This window comes from Hominimerdicola alba, from assembly GCF_900112155.1.
GTDB lineage: Bacteria > Bacillota > Clostridia > Oscillospirales > Ruminococcaceae > Hominimerdicola > Hominimerdicola alba_D.
In genome coordinates this window covers 134,975-149,414 of sequence record NZ_FOKQ01000005.1, presented here as the reverse complement: position 1 = coordinate 149,414, position 14,440 = coordinate 134,975, and the positions used below count along the sequence as shown (strand labels likewise).

13 protein-coding genes and 1 pseudogene are annotated in these 14,440 nt (G+C 41.3%); 10 read left to right on the top strand and 4 right to left on the bottom strand.

Features of this window, described 5'->3' with window-relative positions; genetic code table 11:
• Nucleotides 1-129: 129 nt before the first annotated feature.
• Nucleotides 130-1,800 carry a recombinase family protein gene (locus tag BM265_RS04770; RefSeq protein WP_074960428.1) on the bottom strand — a complete coding sequence of 557 codons (1,671 nt, stop codon included), beginning with the start codon at nucleotides 1,798-1,800 and terminating at the stop codon, nucleotides 130-132.
• 137 nt (nucleotides 1,801-1,937) lie between these two features.
• Here BM265_RS04770 and rhuM point away from each other — a divergent pair, with 137 nt between their 5' ends.
• A complete protein-coding gene (gene rhuM / locus BM265_RS04765; protein WP_242940775.1) occupies nucleotides 1,938-2,888 on the top strand; it encodes a virulence protein RhuM/Fic/DOC family protein in 951 nt (316 codons plus the stop codon).
• 71 nt (nucleotides 2,889-2,959) lie between these two features.
• Here the strand turns inward: rhuM and BM265_RS19955 are convergent, their stop codons facing one another.
• Together BM265_RS19955 and BM265_RS04755 are read right to left on the bottom strand one after the other, a co-directional pair.
• On the bottom strand, nucleotides 2,960-3,106 hold the full coding sequence (locus tag BM265_RS19955) for a hypothetical protein (RefSeq protein WP_170844250.1): 147 nt from the start codon (nucleotides 3,104-3,106) through the stop codon (nucleotides 2,960-2,962).
• Between the two features lie 257 nt (nucleotides 3,107-3,363).
• Nucleotides 3,364-3,690, bottom strand: coding sequence for a hypothetical protein (locus tag BM265_RS04755; RefSeq protein ID WP_074960426.1), 327 nt, complete (start codon nucleotides 3,688-3,690; stop codon nucleotides 3,364-3,366).
• 799 nt (nucleotides 3,691-4,489) lie between these two features.
• On the opposite strand from BM265_RS04755, the gene BM265_RS04750 reads away from it, so the two are divergent.
• The 9 genes and pseudogenes from BM265_RS04750 (at nucleotide 4,490) to BM265_RS04710 (ending at nucleotide 13,141) form a co-directional block, all read left to right on the top strand.
• A complete protein-coding gene (locus BM265_RS04750; RefSeq protein WP_074960425.1) occupies nucleotides 4,490-5,359 on the top strand; it encodes a hypothetical protein in 870 nt (289 codons plus the stop codon).
• 5 nt (nucleotides 5,360-5,364) lie between these two features.
• Nucleotides 5,365-6,102 carry an ATP-grasp domain-containing protein gene (locus BM265_RS04745; RefSeq protein WP_074960424.1) on the top strand — a complete coding sequence of 246 codons (738 nt, stop codon included), beginning with the start codon at nucleotides 5,365-5,367 and terminating at the stop codon, nucleotides 6,100-6,102.
• 14 nt (nucleotides 6,103-6,116) lie between these two features.
• A complete protein-coding gene (locus BM265_RS04740) occupies nucleotides 6,117-6,527 on the top strand; it encodes a hypothetical protein (protein WP_143098671.1) in 411 nt (136 codons plus the stop codon).
• 13 nt (nucleotides 6,528-6,540) lie between these two features.
• Nucleotides 6,541-7,260, top strand: coding sequence for an AAA family ATPase (locus BM265_RS04735; RefSeq protein ID WP_074960422.1), 720 nt, complete (start codon nucleotides 6,541-6,543; stop codon nucleotides 7,258-7,260).
• Nucleotides 7,261-7,545: 285 nt separating this feature from the next.
• Nucleotides 7,546-9,777, top strand: coding sequence for a BspA family leucine-rich repeat surface protein (locus BM265_RS04730; RefSeq protein WP_081358361.1), 2,232 nt, complete (start codon nucleotides 7,546-7,548; stop codon nucleotides 9,775-9,777).
• 292 nt (nucleotides 9,778-10,069) lie between these two features.
• Nucleotides 10,070-10,315 carry an IS66 family insertion sequence element accessory protein TnpA gene (tnpA, locus tag BM265_RS21065; protein WP_431767984.1) on the top strand — a complete coding sequence of 82 codons (246 nt, stop codon included), beginning with the start codon at nucleotides 10,070-10,072 and terminating at the stop codon, nucleotides 10,313-10,315.
• A gap of 10 nt (nucleotides 10,316-10,325) precedes the next feature.
• Nucleotides 10,326-10,505 (top strand): annotated as a pseudogene (locus BM265_RS04720) (IS66 family transposase); the annotation flags it as partial.
• Nucleotides 10,495-11,034 (top strand): hypothetical protein, encoded by a 540-nt coding sequence (locus BM265_RS04715; protein WP_074960420.1) that lies wholly within the window; start codon nucleotides 10,495-10,497, stop codon nucleotides 11,032-11,034. The pseudogene BM265_RS04720 and the gene BM265_RS04715, both read left to right, overlap by 11 nt.
• Nucleotides 11,035-11,446: 412 nt before the next feature.
• Nucleotides 11,447-13,141: a BspA family leucine-rich repeat surface protein gene (locus BM265_RS04710; RefSeq protein WP_074960419.1), complete on the top strand. Its 1,695-nt coding sequence runs from the start codon at nucleotides 11,447-11,449 to the stop codon at nucleotides 13,139-13,141.
• Nucleotides 13,142-13,533: 392 nt separating this feature from the next.
• Here the strand turns inward: BM265_RS04710 and BM265_RS04705 are convergent, their stop codons facing one another.
• Nucleotides 13,534-14,436 (bottom strand): carbohydrate kinase family protein, encoded by a 903-nt coding sequence (locus tag BM265_RS04705; protein WP_074960418.1) that lies wholly within the window; start codon nucleotides 14,434-14,436, stop codon nucleotides 13,534-13,536.
• Nucleotides 14,437-14,440: the final 4 nt, after the last annotated feature.

Sequence of the window (14,440 nt, the reverse complement as noted above, 5' to 3'; positions counted from 1 at the left end):
TGTGCGCTCTGAAACAGCTTATTTCACCAGTTAATATGTTTTTTTACTCTGATGTTCGGATATGGTTAGAGGGTGCTGCGATTGCAACACCCCCTCAAACTATGTCCGTAAAACTATTGCCGCGCACGGTCAGATCATCTTGCTGATGGGTCCTGAACGACGTGCATACCTTTCCCCAGTGCGGACATAGGTGATGTCCTCGGAAAGCCCTGTTTTCAGCTTTATTTCGAGTTTCATGCTGTTTTTGTTTGTGGGAACTACGTCTATCCTGTCGATGATCGTGCGGGCAAGTTCGTCAACTTGTTCCTTTGTCATATCTCCTTCTGGACAGTACATAGTATTAAAATATTCTTCAATTTTTTTTAGCTCCGAAACATAGTCAACTTTCTCAGCGGCTGATTTTTCAAGCTCGGTGATGTCTTCTTCCAGCTGAGATATCAGCACGTTGGCATTGTCATTGCGCTTTTTGAATTCATCGCGGCTGATAGCGTCCTCGGTGTAAAGGTCAAGGAGTTTTTCACGCTTGGCTTTTTCCTTTTCAAGCTGAACTTTCAGCTCGTTTATCTGCTTCACGGCGTTCTTCTCGGCATTGGTCTCTTTGTAGATCTTCAGGAAGTCTGCCACATATTCTTCGATATGCTCAGCCACCATCTTGAAATGATCGGAGAGCATCAGGTAAAGGTCTTTTTCCATGATTGAGAATGATGAACATGACTTCGCACCCGAGCGCTTTTTCTCAGAGCATATCCACTGATATACAGGTTCGCCCTTTTCTACCGAGTTTGAATAACTTGTCCGCCAGTAGGGGACATTGTGAGCCCTGCACCATATCAATCCCGTGAACACGCTTTTATCCTTGAAAGAACGAGTTCGGCTTTTTATCGCCTGACTTCTCTCGCGAAGAATAACGTTGCACTTTTCCCATATCTCTTCGCTGACGATAGCGGGCACGACTTCACCTGTTTCGTCCTTGTACATCACCCATTCATCCTCAGGCAGAAATCGCTGTTCCCTTGTGCGGTAATCAGTGACTTTTACCTTGTTGCCGCAGTACCAGCCCTTGTATTTCGGGTTGGATATTATGCCCGTTATCGTGTTGTGGTGTATCTCTGTGCCGTTTCGTCCGCGGTAGCCTTTATCATAAAGCAGTTTCTGTATCTTTCGCGAGCTGTACTTTCCTGTGGAGTAAAGCTCGAATATCAGCCTGACCATTTCAGCTTCTTTTTCGTTTATGACCAGCTTGCAGTCATCCTTGTCATAACCGAATATCCTGTTGTTGCCCAGAACATTTCCGCTCTCGATAGACCTCTTGTGTCCCCAGCGAACTCTCTCGCTCAGCTTGCGGACTTCGTCTGCCGCTATACTTGACATTATCGTAAGGCGCAGTTCAGAGTCAGTGTCGATAGTGCAGATGTTGTCATTCTGGAAAAATACACCCACGCCTGCTCGCAGAAGTTCGCGGGTATAGGTCAGGCTGTCCACGGTATTTCTGGCAAAACGGCTGACTTCTTTAGTCAGCACAAGGTCAAATACCCCTGCCTTGCCGTCCTCTATCATGCGCATAAAGTTCGCGCGGTTTTCAGCGGATTCGCCCCGCACACGGTCAACATAGCCATCAACATAAGTCCAGTGAGGGTTGTTCTTTATCATGTCGGTGAAGAAGTTTATCTGGTTTTCGATAGAGTTTTCCTGTTCATCGCGGGTAGTTGAAACTCGCGCATAGAAAGTTACTTTTATATCCAGGTCAAAGATGGTCTTGCGCTCCATCTTCATTTTGTTTGCAGCGGAATAAATATCCATTGTATCACCTCGGTAAATTTAAAAATAAATGATTTATCCGTACCAATATTATTTTAGCACAGACTTGCAAAAAAGTCAAGACTTGTATTATATCGTCCTTTGTGATATAATACACATTAACAAGGACGGTGGAGAATATGAAAGAAAATGAACTGATCTTGTTCGAGACCCCGGATCATTGTGTTACACTTAGTGTGAATATGGACGGAGAAACGGTGTGGCTGTCCCTCGAACAGCTTACCGAACTTTTCGGACGTGATAAATCAACGATATCAAGGCACATTAAAAATGTTTTTAACGAAGGTGAGCTTGAACGAGATGCAACTGTTGCAAAATTTGCAACAGTTCAAACCGAGGGTGAACGTGAGGTTTCGAGAGATATCGAATATTATAATCTCGACGTGATAATCTCCGTGGGCTACCGTGTAAAATCCAAGCGGGGCGTTGAATTCCGCAAATGGGCGAACAAGGTGCTGAAAGACTACATAATGCGTGGCTATGCTGTAAATACTAAGCGTATAGAACAGATAGGTGAGGTCATACGCATTATGAAACGTGCAGAAAATCAGCTGGATGCAAAGCAGGTGCTGTCTGTTATCGAGAAGTTCAACAGGGCTCTTGATCTGCTTGATGATTACGATCACCAGACATTGAAGAAGCCCTCGGGCAACAAAGCGGTGTATGTTCTCGGTTATGATGAGTGCAGAAAGGTCATAAACGAGATGAAGTTTGCATCAGACAGCGAGTTATTCGGCAACGAAAAGGATGATTCATTCAAGGGAAGTATTGCCAATATCTATCAGGAATTTGCGGGAGTGGAGATATATCCCACCCTTGAAGAAAAAGCGGCGAACCTGCTGTACTTTGTCACCAAGAATCATTCCTTTTCCGACGGAAACAAGCGCATAGCCGCAGCAATGTTTTTGTATTTTCTCGACAAGAACCATGCATTATTTCTGGACGATGAAAAAACGGAAAAGGCTATATCCGATCAGACGCTTGCAGCCCTCACCATAATGATAGCGGAATCCAAGCCCACGGAAAAGGAAATGATGATAAACGTTGTAATGAACTGCATGGTAAAATGATCTCAGTACCGCACATCAAAAACAGAATCATCATAGTAAAATGACCGCCGGATAACAGCGGTCATTTTCTTTTATGCTTTTAGCTTGCCGATCGCTTCCACCATGCGGCTGCACCGCTCAATGTCGATCATACCCTCCTTGTACAGCAGGTTAGCCCATGCTTCGAGAGTCTGCTTTTTCAGTGCAAGCTCAGCTTTTTTGTCTTTCTTTTCTCTCATATCACCGACTCCTTTTCTAGTATTATTGGAAAGGGTGTCAGTTTTATTCGATGTATTTTCGATCCTTTTGTTCTCGCAGTTTGTATTCAAATCTTTTTCTCCTTTCGGTTTGAAAGGAGGTGAAGTGCTGTTTCGGCGGGTGGCAATTCCGCTGAATCAGCTCCTGCCGTCAAGGCATTACGGCAGGTATGCACGGAGATGATGTTTTATTGCAAAATATAAGGATTTTTATCTGCCGAAGCTGGCAAAACTTCGGATCATGATTTCGGGTCAGCAGTAACATTTTCACCCGGACAAGGCGAACTACCGGGAGTATTTTTGGCGTCGATGTTCTGCTTGACCTGCTCGTTTTTGAGTTTTTCCCGTTCAGCCTGATCGTGTTTCAGCTGCTCGATAAAACCTCGGTTGCGGTTGTCGTTCATTATCCTGTCGAACTTTTTGATGAAATCTTCGGAAGAAAGTGAGTAACCGAAAAGCGACATTACGTGCTCGTAGATCTTGTTCTTTTCTTTTTGTTTGATCTCTTCAAGCTCTGCATTGATCTCTTTTTCGAGCTTTTCATAGGCTTTATAGGTCGGCTTCATATCTTCAAGGTTCTTGTCGATACGGTGTTCGGAAAATCTGCCCGAACAGCAGGTACTAAAACATAGAAATCACCCCTTGACCGAAGTACGATCATATCATTTTTTTCTTTAGGTATTACTCATTATCATGGCATTAAGTAACATCTGCTGAATATTACGCGAGTTTCATATATTTGTGTATGCGTTAGAGTATTGTTAAGGGTCACGGGTCCCCCTTAACGTCCGGATCGCAGTGGGAGGAATGCGATCTGGAAGAAAGTGGTAAAGTATGCACCTCTTTCTATACTTGCTTTGCAAATAGCAAATACTGCCAGTAGATTATACCTATAAACAGCTGCTTTCGGAACAATATGATACACCAAAACGCTTCTGTCGATCAGGCGTGAACTCGGCGTAATATTCTTGTTTAAAATATTTGCATCATGATGCATAGATTCACCGAACTGTTGTTCGATAACTGAATTATATCACATCGAACATAAGTTTGTCAATAGGGTGAAAGAACATTTGTTTGAGAATCTAAAAAAGCGCATTTCGGACTTTTGGGTTTCGTTGATTTTATCAATTTTGATAATCAAGCGAACAAAAAAGTTTTTTACCTCTGCATCCGTTCATTCGCAAAATTACATATTTGTACTTCTCGACAAGATGTGATAATAGCTGAATGCACAATTGTCATAAGATATTTTTGTGTGATTTTTTTCTTTCAAAAAGGGAAAAGTCCGAAAATAGTTACCACAAACGGAGAAATATGTGATACAATATCTAAAATAAAAAGTATAAGAAATGGGGTGAGAATATGAACGAGTTTTCAAAGCACATACTTGACTATGAATTCAGATGCAACGAAGTTCTTGAACGTATCGAATATATTGATGACTATACTGCATTCAAATTAATGCAGAAACATTTTCCAAAATATGATAAATATAGCAGCATCTATTCTTTGATAAGCGATTATTCCGAACAAGTCAAAGAAGATTCAAACAGCTGCTTTGCTCTTCCAATGAGTTTTATGAAACAGCATTTAGTTTTGAATAGCGTACAAGATTCAAAGAAATTATATTATGATCTTATTGATAGCCTCATCAATACGCAGGGATATAAATTATTGATCGGTATAGATTATAACAAGTATGATGAGATCATAGATTCATTTATAAAAGCTGTGGATTTTGCTGTTTGTGTCGAAAAAACTTATTTCAATTATTCCGAAGAAGCAGTTATAGATATCGATTATAAACCGAGAGACGATAATCAGAGGATATTTATTGTAAAGAATAACAACGGTCTGACTGCTATGATCGAATGGTGTGAAATAGATTATGATTACCTGTTTGCTCAAAGAATCAGTAGATCCATTGAGATCCCGAAAAATATAACTGATAAAGTTATGGAGCTTTTGAGGCATGGATTACCCTTAGAACCGTATGGTCATCTCGCTTGGATATGCGATGACAGGTGGTGTGGTAATGATATTTTCAGGATAACTTTGTCTACCAAAGAAATGGATCCGCCTTGTAATAGTGAATGGTATTTAAGCGATCACGTCTATTTTGATAAAGGTAAAAATCCCGATAAAAAGGAATTAGCCGAGATGATGGACTATCTTTACGAAAACATGACCGATCAGGAACGTAAAATGTTTCCGTATAAACAAAAGGAGTAAAAACCATGAAAGTATACATTCAATCAAAACCCAACGGTATCCCTCACAACCATAATTTCTACAGTGCCTGCGAAGGCTTTTTTCAGATGGGCTTTGAGGTCATACCGTTTTCAAAACAGTCAGAAATTAAAAACAGCAATAAAGAAGATATCATCGTGGGGTATGTAAACAATGTCCGCGATCGTTTGTACGATTTCGGAATAATAACTCCCGAGATAGATTACCCCGAGTCGCTACAGAAATATCTTGGTCGGAAGATATGGACTTCGACGATAAACACCATCAACACTCACCCCGAACTTTGGCCTGTTTTCGTGAAGCCTGTTGAGGACAAAAAGTTCACGGGAGTGGTGGTCAGAAGTCCGAAAGACCTTATCGGGTGCGGCACATGTGGCACAGATGTCCCAGTGACCTGCAGTGAGATACTTGATATCCGCGCGGAATGGCGCGTGTTCGTCAGGTACGGAAATATCCTGGATGTGCGCAAATACAAGGGTGACTGGCGTCTGCATTACGAACCCGCAGTGATAGAAAATGCCATAAAAGAATTCACCGATGCCCCTGCGGGATATGCGATAGACTTCGGTGTGACAGCGGACGGAAAGACTTTTCTTATCGAAGTGAATGACGGCTATTCGCTGGGAAGCTATGGCCTGATGGAGAACTATTATGCCAAACTCCTCTCCGCCCGCTGGGCTGAACTTACGGGGACGGATGACGAGTGTGCGTTTGATCTGAGATGAAGGGCGGTGTTACTGTGTCTGCACATGAGAAGATAAAATTGCGTTTCACCTTTGATGAAACGATAGACGGATTGGTAAAAGGGCAGATCTATGATGCGGTGAAATGTGATGAAAAAGTCGGGCGGTTACCTGCTGTTCGGATCATATATGATGATGGTTTTATGCAGCTGTGTCCTGTCTTTTGGTTTGATCTGGTCGAAAACTATACTTATTTCATCGATGGGGACTGTGCTTTTGATTCATTTATATTGCATTCAACAATGTTTAAAGAGATCAAAATGGTAGATGTCAATTATAATGAGATAATTGCCGAAGCCGACCTGTACGAATCGAAATGGGACAGCGGATATGACATGGCTTGCATAGGATTGACAAATGGGTATTATTACAAACAAGATGAGATAAGATCAATTGAGATATTATAAAGGAGCTGATACCATGCTCGACAACTTCGACCTTTACATACGCTCCCTCAGCATCGACTGGGGTGCGATCCATGAAAACAGCTACCTGCGTAAGATACCGTCTATTGCTGCGCTTACCGAACTCGAATTCCACAATGCCGTGACTTTTTTCGTGGGTGAAAACGGCAGCGGTAAGTCAACTTTGCTGGAAGCTATCGCTGTGGGTTACGGGTTCAATCCCGAGGGCGGGACCAAGAATTACAACTTTTCGACTTTTGATTCGCACTCCGAACTTTGCGATGCGCTGACGCTGTCAAAGGGATATAAGAAAGCGAACTGGGGATATTTTCTGCGGGCGGAGAGCTTCTACAATGTTGCTACTGCTGAGGAGGAGTATGGCAGGCTGAGCAAATATCCTCAGCATTTCCACGAACATTCTCACGGCGAGAGCTTTTTGCAGCTGGCGCAGACGAACTTCAAACCGAATGGGCTGTACATCCTGGACGAGCCAGAAGCCGCCCTATCTCCCCAGAGACAGCTGACGCTTCTGCTGGAGATAGCTCGCTGTGTGAAAGAAGGCTCCCAGTTTATCATAGCGACCCACTCGCCGATACTGCTGGGTTTCCCCGATGCGGAGATACTGAATTTTGACGATGAACTGCGTCCGTGCAGATATGAGGACACCGAGAGCTATATCATAACTAAGATGTTCGTGAATGACAGGGAGCGGGTGCTCAGGCAGCTGATGGAATGAAAGAAATCACAGGAATAACAAATTATAGTGTAGATTAGAACAGTAATAAATAAAAATAGGTATGCATTTTAGATGTGGATCAGGCATGAAAAATCTGACCGATGATATCGGAATGATCCTTTGACCAAAATATACATTAATATGATCTTCTAATATGAATATGCAACGAATGATTAAGAAAATGTATCGAAATTATTGACATTGATATTGATGTGTGCTATCATATCTTGGGAAATATTGATATATATTGCCATATTTAACACGAGAATTTAGGAGGTCATTAAAATGCAGATGAAAAAAGTTTTAGCAGTATTGATGTCGCTTTGTATGACAGCAGGTGTTGTCAGCTATGGTGCGCCTATCATCACACAAAGTATAACCGCTGAGGCAGCTGATGCAAGCTGCTGCTCATTAAATTATGATACAGGCAGACTTACACTCAGTGGTCAAGTTGACGCTAGTGCTGTAAAGGCATATGCTAATAATAAGAATGTAAAATCCGTTGTAGCCGAAGAAGGAACTGTTTTTCCTGAAAACTGCAGTAAGCTGTTTCTTAATTTCAGATACTGTACTTATATGGATCTTTCAAAAGCGGACACAAGCAAAGTAACAAATATGAGTGATATGTTCAACGCTTGTTGTGAAATGAAAGAACTGAATATTAGCGGATTCAATACAAGCAATGTCACAAATATGCATGGAATGTTCTACTATTGTAAGGTTTTACCTGTACTTGATTTAAGCAGTTTTGATACAAGCAATGTTACGGATATGAGCAATTTTTTCTTTCTGTGTCGTAGTTTGACAACGATTGATATAAGCGGATTTGATACAAGCAAGGTCACAAATATGAGTTGCATGTTTCAAGAATGTTACAAACTGAGAGCAATTGATTTAAGCGGATTCGATACAAGTAAGGTTACAAATATGAGCAATATGTTCATGGGCTGTTCCGGTCTTTCTGCTCTTAATGTTAGTAGATTTGATACAAGCAAGGTTACAGAGATGCAATATATGTTCTATGGCTGTTCCGGTTTGACCACAATTGATCTGAGTAGATTTAATACAAACAATGTTACAAATATGAGTTATATGTTTTGGGAATGCCCCGGATTGACTGAACTTGATGTAAGCAGATTTGATACAAGTAAGGTTATAAACATGTGCTCTATGTTCAATGGTTGTTCCAATCTGACTACACTTGATCTAAGCAATTTTGATACAAGAAAAGTCACAAATATGAGCAGTATGTTTGCTGGTTGTCCTAGTTTGACCGCAATTGATCTGAGTGGGTTTGATACAAGCAATGTAACAAATATGAGCAATATGTTCAGCGGTTGTACCGGTTTTACAAAATTGGACCTAAGCGGATTTGACACAAGCAGTGTTACTAATATAAGTTCTATGTTTACTTGTTGTTCTAATTTGATCTCGCTTGATCTGAGCGGATTTGATACAAGTAATGTTATAAATATGGAGGGAATGTTCAATTACTGTATTTCTTTATACAGACTTGATGTAAGCAACTTTAATACAAGCAATGTCACGAATATGGATAATATGTTTTACGGCTGTTCAGGTTTAACTTCGCTCGATGTTAGTCGCATTGATACTAAAGGAGCTATTAAAACCGGAAATATGTTCAAGGGTTGTTCAAATCTTACTACACTCGACGTAAGTGGATTTGATGTAAGCGACGTAATATTTATGGATGGTATGTTTGAGGACTGCTCGGGTTTGACAGAACTTGATGTCAGCGGATTTAAAACAAACAATTTAACAAGGTCGAACAATATGTTTGCTGGTTGTTCGGGTCTGAGATCACTTGATCTGAGCGGTTTCAATACCAGCAAGAATCTGACCATGTACAATATGTTCTCCGGTTGTTCAAGCCTGATGTCACTTGACCTGAGCAATTTTGAGACCGGTAATATCACAGATATGAAAGAAGTGTTCAAGGGTTGTACCAATCTTACCACACTTGATATCAGCAACTTCGATACAAGCAAGGTAACAAATATGAGTGCTATGTTCGGTGATTGCAATAATCTGAAAACCCTTAAAATCGGTGAGAATTTCAAAATCATAAAAGAAGAGGCAAAGCTTCCTAATGGCGAAGGCTGGGTGAATGAAAATGCGCCTTCGACTGTTATCAGCGGCAGTGATGAATTTGCTGTTATTGAAAACAACGGCAGTAACACTTACAAGCGTTTCACAACGGTTGAAGAAGAATATGTGCCCACATATCCCAGAAATATCATGGTCGAATACAGCAAAGAATACCACCAGGTAAGATTCACATGGGATAAAGTAGAGGGTGCTGACAGGTACGGCATAGCAGTATATCTGGCAGGAAAGTGGAGAGTGCAGACACAGACTCTCACAAACACTACCTATACTTCTCCCAAGAACCTTACTCCAGGTAAGTCTTACAGAGTCGCTATCGCAGCAAGAGTAAACGGCAGATGGGATACCAAGAATGCTATCAAACATTCGGGTGTTGTTACTATAAAGTGATAGGCTTCACCGATCCAATTTAATAAAAAAAACAAAGCGGATAATCGTCCTATTCTGACGGTTATCCGTTTTATTATCGTAAGCAATCAAACCCTCCGCGCCTAGCTCACCAATGTCTAATAAAGTATAATAAACTCCAAGGAACACCATGAAGTAAATTGGACATTCCAAATTGGTCCATAAAGTTCATTGAAGTAGATTAGACAGGGGGTAAATATATGCAGTCAAAACGACAAGCATCACAACAATAAAGCATGAAGTACGCCTTCAGGAATGGTCTGCCCAGATCGAAGTGCAGCAGGCGAGCGGACTGACGGTCAGAGAATGGTGCGCAGAAAATGGGATCAAGCCTAACACGTATTACAACCGCTTAAGAAAAGTCCGGGAGCAGTATATCGAGAATTCTCCGACCATAGTTCCTGTATCAGTTCCTTGCTCAAACGAGAATATCCGCTTTGAGAAAAACGGACTTCAAATATCTCTTCCGGCAGATATATCTGCGGACACTCTGACCGCTTTGGTGCGCGAACTATGCTGAATGATCTCGCGGCAGACGCAACTGGCTATTCAGCAACACAGCCAACGGAGCGAAAGCGAGCGCGGTGCTGTATTCGATCATTTCAACTGCTCAGGCTAATGGTCTTGATGCTGAGAAATACCTGACCGAGCTGTTTTCACAGCCTGCGGGAACGATATTATTACCATGGAGGGAAGAAAATGAAACTTAGTAATGAAGATGCAAAGCTGTTTTATGAACTGTTTTTTCCACTGCTTGACTATGTGAACAGAGAATATCATATACTTCCTGAGGAAGATTATTTCGGGCAAGGAATGATCGACCCACAGGACGCTGCGGAGGTTGCCCACTTTTTATGGGATCGGACATGGATCATTGATGATTATCTTGAGCGATCGGATCTGCCCGAAGAACACATTGAGATACTTAAAAGCTGGAAAGGGTGCATCACCGGCAGATTTATCATTGAGCGAAATTTGAAAAAGGGATCGGTATTTATATCGATCGATGACAATTCTGTTTTTCTTGTAAACGGCATTGTCAGCAGTTGGGAGGAAATGCTGAGAAATGCACCGATGCCAACTTTGCTTGATGCAGCGCTTCTGCCATTTAAAAATGCGATCATTTCCGATGGCCTTGTATCTGTTATTCCGATCATATTCGGTCCTAACAGCAAAGCTGATTTCAAAGAAATATACATGGACGCAAAGAGAAATGGAGAAATCAAAGCCAGAATATGATGTTACAGCCGGGTGTTATCTGCCCGGCTGTTTGCTTTTATGATGCGAGGGTTATACGCTTACGTCGCACCTCCGAAGTTTTCCATTTTGATAACACAATTATATCAGATGGTTTTGCAAAAGTCAACATTTCACTGTGTGAACTATGTCAATTCCCTACTTTGAACCGATTGAATATTTTTCACATACGGCTCAAAAAAAGATATGTAATACGACAAAATATATCCACGAGGGCTTATTTGTTAATTTCACTTGCTGTCAAAACAATATAATTATATACTTATATTTTTATTATAAGCAACGAATATATGGAAGGATTTACCAAATGATATTGACGTTTATATTGCAGAGTGGTATAATGAAAATGCATTGATATATAGTTATCAATGTTGAAATTAAAGGAGGCATAATTATGCAGAAAAAAAGAATTTTAGCAGCAGTAATGTCATTATGTATGGTAGCAGGCGCAGTAAGCTACGGCGCACCCGTTATTTCGAACACCATAACCGCACAGGCAGAAACTTGTGCCGAGGGGTGTTATTCATTTGATGTACTAACAGGCACTCTTACCCTCATGGACGAGGTAAATGGTGATGCTATAAGAGACTTTATTTTCAAGGAGAATGTAAAAACTATCGTTGCGTCAGAGGGTACAATTTTACCCGAAGATTGTCGGAATCTGTTTTACAATTATATCAATTGTACTTCTATCGATCTTTCAAAGGCTGATACAATCAATGTTGTACGTATGGAAAATATGTTTGCTTGTTGCTCGTCTCTAACTTCGCTTGATATTAGCGGATTTGATACAAGCAATGTTGAAACTATGTATTTTATGTTCGCTGAGTGCTCGTCTTTGGCTTCGCTTGATGTAAGCGGATTTGATACAAGTAATGTTATATCTATGTGCGGTATGTTCGATGGTTGTTCCAGTCTTACTTCGCTTGACGTAGGCAGATTTGATACAAGCAAAGTTGAAAATATGTGCAGTATGTTCGAGGGTTGTTCAAGCCTGACCTCACTTGATGTAAGCGGTTTTGATACAAGCAAAGTTGAAGATATGGGTGGTATGTTCGAGAATTGCTCAAGTTTGACCGCACTCGATGTAAGCGGATTTGATACGAGCAAAGTTACAGCTATGTACGATATGTTCTATGGTTGTTCCAATCTTACGTCGCTTGATTTAAGTAGATTTGATACAAGTAAAGTAAGATTTATGGAAGATATGTTCCGTGATTGTTCAAGTTTGACAGAACTTGATCTGAGTAGTTTTGATACAAGCAATGTTTATACAAACATTTTTGTAAGTGCAGATGGTGTAAGTGTTTATGGAATGAATGGTATGTTCGCCGGTTGTTCAAACCTGACCGCACTGGATCTCAGCAACTTTGATACAGGAAATGTAACAAATTTCAGTGATATGTTCCGCGATTGTTCAAGTTTGACAGAACTTGATCTGAGTAGTTTTGATACAAGTAAAATTTATCCTGATTTTTATACATATCTTTGGGAAAATTCACTCGGTATAAGTGGTTATAGTATGAATGGTATGTTCGCCGGTTGTTCAAACCTGAACTCACTTGATCTGAGAAGTTTTGATACAAGCAATATAATTGATTTTACAGATATGTTCAGTGACTGTAATGAACTTAGATACATCATTCTTGGTGAGAATTTCAAAAATGTTCCCGAAGAAGCACATCTTATCAACGGTGACGATTGGGTAAAGGTCGGAGATCTTGCAAAAACATCCAGCGGTGATGGTGAATATGCTATCATTGAAAACGAAGGCAGCAACGAATACGTTAGATTTGTATACAAATACGAGCCCACATACCCCACCAACATCAAGGTCGAATACAGCAAAGAATACCACCAGGTAAGATTCACATGGGATAAAGTAGAGGGTGCTGACAGATATGGTATCGCAGTATATCTGGCAGGAAAGTGGAGAGTGCAGACACAGACTCTCACAAACACTACCTATACTTCTCCCAAGAACCTTACTCCCGGCAAGTCCTACAGAGTCGCTATCGCAGCAAGAGTAAACGGCAAGTGGGATACTGCAAATGCTATCAAGCATTCCGGTACTGTTACTATAAAATGACATAATTTTGATTTGATCTAATATATGCAAAACGGATAGGCGTAACTTATAATACGTCTATCCGTTTTTTAGTAACCATAGATTCCTTTGTACCTACCATTACGAAGTCTATCTTCAACAGATACTTTTACTATCCATCAATCATGACAAGTGATGTAGAACCCGTAGTTCTCTATAAGAATATGAATATTCGCTTGATTTTAAATGTTACTTTTAAAGCATGATTAAGTATAATATATTTTATAATAAATCTAATAAACAGTTAATTGCGTAAAATCTTTTAGCATTAAAAAGTGCCTAAATGCCAACTTGTACAGACAGTAAAAAAGTCTCTGAATGCCCGATTTTTCGGGAGTTTTTACGTATAAAAGACCATTGTTGTTCTGGGGTCATCATATTGCTATCATTGCCTGAACTTCTTCAAGCCTAGGCGGATAAAGCGGCAGCGGAAATCGCGATATCGCCACAGCTGAACACGCACTGGCAAACCGCACAAGCTCATCATCGCTCATACCTTTCAGCAGACCATAAACACAGCCTGCCTTAAATGTATCCCCTGCACCCAGAGTGCTTTTTACCTCCACATCAAAGGGCTTCATGCGGTGAATCTTTCCGCCCCGCCTTGCGTAAAGCATATCATCTCCGCCCTGGGTTATTATGGTTAGCCCCTCGCTCTCAGACTGCATCTGCGCCATTACTTCCTCCGCAGACATTCCTTCGTAGCGCATTGAAGTACACTCCCGTGAGACCACATTCACAGCCGCATGGCGGTGCAAAAAAGAACTGTGTGGCGTATCTATGGTCACATAGGGCACATCATTCGCCATGCAAAGCTTTGCCGCCAGCAGGGATTCTTCACCGAAAAAGGGGTCTATACCGGCAGCGCCGCAGCCTGCGATATCTTCTTCACGGGGTATGCTCCACCATCTTTTACCGCTTGAAAACAGCTGCTGAAATCTGCCCATGGGTGAGCGCACAAGACCTGCTATCACCACGTAGTCCATCACACCTGCATCGTCCTGCAAAGTTCCAAGTGATGAAAGATCAACGGACTTATCCTTGTAAAACTCCCTCAGCATCGGCGCAACTTCGCTGCCTATCTGCGTACCGTCCATTTTCGCGGACACTCCCAGTGATGCCAGCACAGTTGCCGCAGTACCTGTCTCACCACCCGGCAGAAAAAAATGCTCGCCTATCTCGGAATACTCATCGGGTCTGAGAAAGCCGTCTTTCAGCAGAAATGAATGTGTTCCAAGTATCTGTCCGTAAAGATATGCCTTGTTTTTATCCGCCATTTTC